This window comes from Kitasatospora sp. NPDC086009 (genome assembly GCF_044540385.1).
In the GTDB taxonomy this organism is placed as follows: Bacteria; Actinomycetota; Actinomycetes; order Streptomycetales; family Streptomycetaceae; genus Kitasatospora.
In genome coordinates this window covers 25,114-31,787 of record NZ_JBITSA010000019.1, presented here as the reverse complement: position 1 = coordinate 31,787, position 6,674 = coordinate 25,114, and the positions used below count along the sequence as shown (strand labels likewise).

Below are 6,674 nucleotides of genomic sequence, written 5' to 3'. Positions count from 1 at the left end.
CAACCGGGCGCGCCGACGTGCTGCCCGGCTCCCGCTGCCGCCACCGTGCCCGCCCCCCCCCCCCCCCCCCCCCCCCCCCCCCCGCCCCCCCCCCCCCCCCCACCCCCCCCCCCCGGCCGGGCCGGGCCCGGGCGCCCCCCCCCCCCCCCCCCGGCCATGGCCGGCCCTGGTGTCACTGGTCGGAGTAGCTGAGGTCTCCCACCGTCCAACTGCTGATGTCGGCGATGGCGATGCGGTACATGCCGCCGGTGTGCGGCAGCCCGTAGCTGCCCTGAAGGATGCGGGCGACGTGCAGGTGCAGATGCGTCGGCCGCACCGCCGGCACCGCCGTGCCTTCGCCGGCCGCGTCACCAGCGCCGGCCGCGGGCGCCGCGAAGAGTGCGGCGAACGGCTTGAGGTGCTCCGAGCCGGCGAGGACTTCCGCCACGCGCTCGTTCCACAGGCTCTGCGGCGCGAGCCGGCCGGTGATGACCGCCCCAGGCACGACGACGGTCAGGGGCATTTGGTTGCTGTGCTCGGACTCCACCATCGCGGCGATGTCGACGAGCAGCCCATCAGGGTTCGACATGCCACCAGAGGATAGTGCCCGCCGCAGCGCGGCCGCGCGGGCACCCCCGGCCCGCCGTCCGTCGGCACCTCCACCGGGCGCGCCGGGTGCAGGGAGATTCCACTGCCTGTGATCGAAGCGTGGAAAAATGTGGTGCAGCCAGGGCAGATATCGGCGGCGGCCTGGCGCCTCCGCCGGACTACGGAGGGAGAAGCATGATCCTCAACTTGTCGGCCGTCGTGTTCTTCGGCGCGGTCCTCGCCGTGCTGATCCGTCAGCGCCGCGCGACCCCGGCCGCCGCGTGCGTCGCCGTCGCCTTCGGGTTCCTGCTCGCCTCCAGCTCGGCCGCGCCCGCCGTTCACGGCGCCCTGGCCGCCGCGCTCACCGCACTCGCGCCCGCCGGCTGAACAAGCCGCTCAACCCGGTACCCCGCAGCTCCGGGCCGCCGTGCGGCCGGTAGCCTCCCGCCCTGTCCGAGATGTCCCAGGCCCCGGAGAGGGCCTACGCCCCTGAGGGGCGCGAAGGAGGGTGGAAATGCAGCAGCCCGCACCGACCGTGGACGGTTCCGTCCTGAGCGGAATCGTGGAGGCGGTCCGCGACGGCGACGACCGGGTCCTGCGCCGACTGCTGGCGCGCCTGGCCGAGCAGGCGACCGCCGCCGACCTCTACGCCCTGCGAGACGCCCTCGACCCGAGCTCCGACGACCCCGTCCCCGGCCGGACGCGGCCGCAATAAGGTCTGACCTCCAGACACGGAAACCTGTGCTGGTGAGAGTAGACATTGCACGGCAATCTGTGTAGTGTTCCTGGCGCTGGGAGAGCAGGACAGCAGAACGGGCAGACACGAACTGCCCGGGCAGTACCGCAGTTCGCAGTACCAGCAGTACCAGCGGTGATGCAGAAGGCGTGCAGGTCGTCAGTACGCGGGACCCGGTCATGACAGAAGGGGTTCGCGGCGGAAGGCGGGTGACCTGCCAGGCGTTACGGGCCCGGTTGTGCGTGGGGCCCGCGGCGGTGGCGGTCGCACACGCGCAGGACGCAACATCCAGCAGTTCGCAGTACCGGCAGTACCGGCAGTACCGGCAGTACGCACGATGTACACCAGAGGAGAAGGGAAGGGTTCACCCCGTCGGATCGCCCGCCGCGGCACGCAATCGGAGCCAGGCGGTCACCGCAGTAGCCATCGTCATGGAACGTCATGGAAGAGGTGGTCTTCGGTCACGCATACGCGATCCCCGCGCACTGCCCCTCCCCCGGGCAACGCGGACACCGCAAGCCGGCCCGACAGTCGGCAGCAGTAGTGCAGTAGATGGAGCAGTGAATCCACATATCCCTGGGCCCCGGCGCACACAGCGCCGGGGCCCTCGACCCGTTTACGGGAAGGCAGGTGCTGGCGGAACGCGCCACCCTCGCCAACGGCCGGAGCACGACGAACCACATATGCGCCGAGACCAGGCCCGACGACGCGCCACGCCCAGGAGTGCTGTACGAACGACTATCCCGATCGGCGGCGACCCGCCCGGCACGACACACCCGCTCCCCCGAGGAACGGCCACCGTCCACCCCGCCGCCTCCTCCGCCGCTCCTCCTCACGCCGGCAGCGGTTGCAGGGTCAGCGGGGGTGTTCGGAGCGGGCCAGGCGGGCGGTGGCCGTCTTGAAGACCGGCTGCTTCGACGAGGGGTCGAGGCGGGTGGCGACGAGCTCGTTCGCGGCACGGTCGCGGCGCGGCGGACTGTCGGCGTGGTCGGGGCCGTGGTCCCAGTAGCCGTAGTGGAACGGCAGGAAGAGCAGCCCCTCGCGGATCCCGGTGATCCGGACCCGGGCGGTGACGGAGCCACGGGCGGTGGTCAGGACCGCCCTGTCCCCGTCGGTGAGGCCGTGTCGGCAGGCGTCGGCCCGGGAGCATTCGACCCATACCTCGGGCGCGGCGCGCTGGAGCTCGGGAACACGGCCGGTCTTGGTGCGGGTGTGGAAGTGGTAGATGGTGCGGCCGGTGGTCAGCCACAGCGGGTAGGCGTCGTCGGGCGGTTCCGGGGGCGGCATGTAGTCGGCAGCCCGGAGGAGTGCTTTGCCGTGCGGGTTCAGGGCCCGGTACTGGGCCTCGGTCGCGGGCTCGCCGGTGTCGAGGTCGCGGCCGTAGGTCTCACAGGTCTCCGGATGGGCCCAGAAGCGGCCCTCGGCGTAGAGCCTCGGCGTGCCGAAGGGGCGAGCGGGTGTCGCGGGCCACTGGGTGCCGCCGTGTTCGCGCAGCAGTTGGTAGCTGAGCCCGGTGTAGTCGCAGGGGCGGCCCTTGCTGCACTGCTGCCATGCGGCGAACGCCGACGGGGCGTCCTGCCAGGTGATCAGTGGACGGCCGGTGCGGGTGCGCAGGTCCATTCGGTGGGCGAAGCCGAGGAAGATGTCGAGGTCGGACCTGGCGAGGCCAGGTGGGTCGACGGCCTTCTCCGAGAGGTGGACGGTGCGGTCGGCGTTGGTGAAGGTGCCGGTCTTCTCGCCCCAGGTCGCGGCCGGCAGGACCACGTCGGCGAACTCGCCGGTCTCGGTGGGGAAGATGTCCTGCACGACGACGAACAGGTCGGGCCGGGCGAGGATCCGGCGGATCCTGGCGAGGTCGGGCAGGGACACCGCGGGGTTGGTGGCGCTGATCCACAGGAACTTCAGGGCGCCGGTCTCGGCGAGGCGGAACATCTCCAGCGCATGGGTGGGCGGGCCGCCGTGATCCAGCACCGCTGGGTCGATGCTCCACAGCTCGGCGAGTTCGGCGACGTGGCGCGGATTCGCCCAGTTGCGGAAACCCGGCAGGTCGCCGTTGGCACCGCACTCGCGGGTGTTCTGGGCGGTGGGCTGGCCGTTCATCTGAAGGACGCCGGCGCCGGGGCGTCCGAGTTGTCCGCGCAGCAGGTGCAGGTTGTTGACCTGGACGGCGCTTGCCGTGGCCTGGTGCGATTGGTAGACGCCCTGGAGCACGGTGGAGACGAGCCGGTCGGTGCCCGCGATCAGCTCGGCGGCGCGGCGGATCTCGCCCGCGGGCAGTCCGCAGATGCCGGCCGCCCATTCGGGGGTGCAGCGAGCCACCCGGGCGGCGAGTTCCGGGTAGCCGACCGTGTGCTCCCGCACGTAGGCGTGGTCGACGCGGCCGGTGGCGATGACCTCGTTCAGCAGGGCGTTGAGGAGGGCGAGGTTGGTGCCGGGGCGCGGCGCCAGGTGGATCGTGGCTTCCCGGGCGGTCGGTGTGGGGCGGGGGTCGAGAACGAGCAGTGCCGGCGGGTCCGCTCCGTGGAGCCGGTCGAGGACGCGCATCCACAGCACGGGCTGGCACTCGGCGACGTTGTGGCCCCACAGGGCGATCACCTCGGCGTGGTCGATGTCCTGGTAGGAGCCGGGTTGGCCGTCGCAGCCGAAGGACTCCTTGAGGGCCTCGCCCGCTGTCGCGGTGCACAGCCGGGTGTTGCCGTCCAGGTGGTTGGTGCCGATCCCGGCGCGGGCGAGGACGGTCAGCGTGTAGTACTCCTCCAGGAACAGCTGCCCCGAGGTGTAGAAGCCGACCGCGTCCGGCCCGTGGTCCTTCAGCACGGACCGGCAGCGCCCGGCAACGGTGTCCAGGGCGGTGTCCCAGTCCGTAGCGACGAGTCGGCCGCCGCGGCGGACCTGCGGCGCGGTGAGCCGGTCGGGCGAGGCGTTGGCCTGCCACCCGAACAGGTCCTTGATGTCGAGGCGGCCGTGGTTGACCCGGTCCCCGGCCCGGCCGCGGACACCGACGATCCTCCCGTCACGGACCGCGATGTCCATGGCGTCGCCGTTGGAGTGCAGAAGCGACGCGGAAGGCACCCAGCGCTGCACGTCGGCCTCGCTGAGCCCGGGGGCCAGGTGAAGGTCGACCCGGGCGGGCCACGGCGTGCCGGGTGCGTACGGGGTGCGGGGCCCCCAGGGATCGGCGGTCCGGTCCACGGTCGTGCTCCTTCTATCGCCGACCCCGCGGTCGGGAGGCAACGTCTGCGCGGTGGCGCCGGGGCCCTCAGGGGGCGCGGGCGGCGGCCGGTCAGTGGCCGAGAGCGCTGGCGAGTTCCTTCTTGGTCATCTTCGAGCGGCCGTGGAGGTTGCGCTGCTTGGCCTCGTTGTACAGCTGTTCCTTCGTCGGCCCCTGGGAGCCGGAGTGCGAACGTTGGCCGCCGCGCCGGGAGGAGGAGGTGTCGTGGGTGGAGGAGCGACTGGCCGTCTTCGACTCGCCGTGCCGGGCCCGTTCCTTGTTCACGGTCCGGGCCGCGATCTCCTCGGCCCGCTTCTTGCCCTCCCCGCGGTCCAGGGCACTGTCCTTGATGTGCTCGTACTGGCGTTCACGCTTCTTGCTCGAGCCGGCAGGCATGACTCCTCCTTCTGACGGTGCTCCGCAGCGGCGTCTACCCCGAACGTATGGGCCGACTCGCGGGCCCGCCCGTGCCCGTCCCGGCGGTGCGCCGTGCCGCGCCGCCCCCGCGCCGGGCCCGGCCACGTCCCGGGGCCCGGCTCCGGCCTCGGGGGCCGGGACCGGGGACCTGGCCGCGGTCGGCCTCCGTTCGGGTGAGGTGGCGTCGCCGTCGCCCACCGCACGCGCCCGCCGGGGAACGACTGCCCGGTGGCCGGGACCAGCCCGGCCCGGACGGAACGAACGAGAGGCAGGCGTTTCATGGGACACGGCGGAAACGTGATCGACGAACTGATGGCCGACCACCGGGAGGTGGAGGAGATGTTCGCCCGGATCCAGGCGATGACGGGCGGCGGCCAGCAGCTGCGGGACGTGGTCGACGAGGTCACCATCGAGCTGGTGCGGCACTCCGTCGCCGAGGAGCAGTACCTCTACCCGGCGGTGCGCGAGCACGTCCAGGGCGGCGACCGGCTCGCGGACAAGGAGATCGCCGACCACGGCCGGGTCGAGGAACTCCTCAAAAAGCTGGAGAACACGAAGACGGACGACCCGCAGATGAGCCCCCTGCTCCGGCGGCTCATGGGCGAGGTCGCGGCACACGTCCAGGACGAGGAGCACAACCTCTTCCCCATGCTGCGCCAAGCGTGTACGCCGGAGCAGCTGAACGACCTCGGTGACAAGATCCGCCGGGCCAAGTCCATGGCGCCGACCCGCCCCCACCCCGCCGCACCCGACAGCCCCGCGGCCAGCAAGCTGCTCGCTCCCGGTGTCGGCCTGGTCGACCGGGCCCGCGACTTCGTCACCGGCCGCGGCAAGTCCTGATCCACCCCCGCGACCGGCCGACGGTCCTGGCGTCGGGGCGGGGCCGTCGCACGGCCCGCCCTGCCCCGACGCCAGGACCGGGCCGGCGTGATGCCCGTCATGCCGCCCCCTCAAGGAAGCGGCCTACACTGGGCGGCCACGAGCGGGGCAGCGCGGCTCCGCACCGGACGGCTCGCACCACCGGCACCGGACCAGGCGAGCACCTCCCCGAGGGACCGATCCCCGTGCCCGACCTGTCACCCGTCATAGCCTCCTGCACCCGCTGGCTCCTGAACGCCTACCCTCCCCCGGCCGGTGCCTTCAGCCGCGCACTCGCCGAGAGCCAGGCCCGGCAGGCGACCGCCCTGGCAGCCGCCCTGTGCTACCCCACCCCGATGGACGTCCAGCTCCTGGACCTGCTCGGCCCCGGCGGCGCCGACCGGCTCGACCGGCTCGCCGGCCACGACCCCCGTCCGGACGACGCCGCGTGGCGGACCTGGGTGGACGAGACCGTGGTCAGCTGGGCCGCCTGCTTCCTCGCCGACCCCGCCCTCGCCTCGCACGCCCACCAGACCCTCGCCACGACCGAGCACCACACCGGGGCGGGAGCCCTGCGACGCCTCACCGAGCCCGGCATCCGCGACACCGAGGCCGCCGTCCTGCTGCGCCACCCCGACCTCCTGGAGCCCGTCGCCGCCCTGCACCGGAGCCGGCTCGGGGAGCGGCTGAACGTCGAGGGCGCCCCGACGGCGTGATGCCGCCGGCCGGCCGAGCGTCCGACATCGGGGCCACCTGGAGCTGGTAGACCGCTGGAAACCGCTGGAGGCCACTGGCGCTGACCGCCGCCGGGGCGCGCCGGTGGGACACGGGCGCGGACCTACGGCGGTCGCGGACCGCGGGCGCCTCCCGGCCGGGTCAGGCCTG

Annotated in this window: 7 protein-coding genes; 4 read left to right on the top strand and 3 right to left on the bottom strand. The window is 73.0% G+C overall.

The window, feature by feature from the left end:
• Positions 1–172 precede the first annotated feature (172 nt).
• Positions 173–568, bottom strand: a complete 396-nt coding sequence (locus ACIF6L_RS32180) for a hypothetical protein (RefSeq protein WP_329491749.1) — start codon at positions 566–568, stop codon at positions 173–175.
• 194 nt (positions 569–762) lie between these two features.
• Here ACIF6L_RS32180 and ACIF6L_RS32175 point away from each other — a divergent pair, with 194 nt between their 5' ends.
• Together ACIF6L_RS32175 and ACIF6L_RS32170 are read left to right on the top strand one after the other, a co-directional pair.
• Positions 763–954 carry a hypothetical protein gene (locus tag ACIF6L_RS32175; RefSeq protein WP_329491748.1) on the top strand — a complete coding sequence of 64 codons (192 nt, stop codon included), beginning with the start codon at positions 763–765 and terminating at the stop codon, positions 952–954.
• Between the two features lie 127 nt (positions 955–1,081).
• On the top strand, positions 1,082–1,282 hold the full coding sequence (locus ACIF6L_RS32170) for a hypothetical protein (RefSeq protein WP_329491747.1): 201 nt from the start codon (positions 1,082–1,084) through the stop codon (positions 1,280–1,282).
• Positions 1,283–2,158: 876 nt separating this feature from the next.
• Here the strand turns inward: ACIF6L_RS32170 and ACIF6L_RS32165 are convergent.
• A complete protein-coding gene (locus tag ACIF6L_RS32165; RefSeq protein WP_396491028.1) occupies positions 2,159–4,495 on the bottom strand; it encodes a molybdopterin oxidoreductase family protein in 2,337 nt (778 codons plus the stop codon).
• A 91-nt stretch (positions 4,496–4,586) separates the two neighbouring features.
• Positions 4,587–4,910: a plasmid stabilization protein gene (locus ACIF6L_RS32160; RefSeq protein ID WP_396491029.1), complete on the bottom strand. Its 324-nt coding sequence runs from the start codon at positions 4,908–4,910 to the stop codon at positions 4,587–4,589.
• Positions 4,911–5,210: 300 nt separating this feature from the next.
• On the opposite strand from ACIF6L_RS32160, the gene ACIF6L_RS32155 reads away from it, so the two are divergent.
• Both ACIF6L_RS32155 and ACIF6L_RS32150 read left to right on the top strand, forming a co-directional pair.
• Positions 5,211–5,771 carry a hemerythrin domain-containing protein gene (locus ACIF6L_RS32155; protein WP_359838919.1) on the top strand — a complete coding sequence of 187 codons (561 nt, stop codon included), beginning with the start codon at positions 5,211–5,213 and terminating at the stop codon, positions 5,769–5,771.
• 224 nt (positions 5,772–5,995) lie between these two features.
• Positions 5,996–6,505, top strand: coding sequence for a hypothetical protein (locus ACIF6L_RS32150; RefSeq protein WP_396491030.1), 510 nt, complete (start codon positions 5,996–5,998; stop codon positions 6,503–6,505).
• The last annotated feature ends 169 nt before the right edge of the window (positions 6,506–6,674 follow it).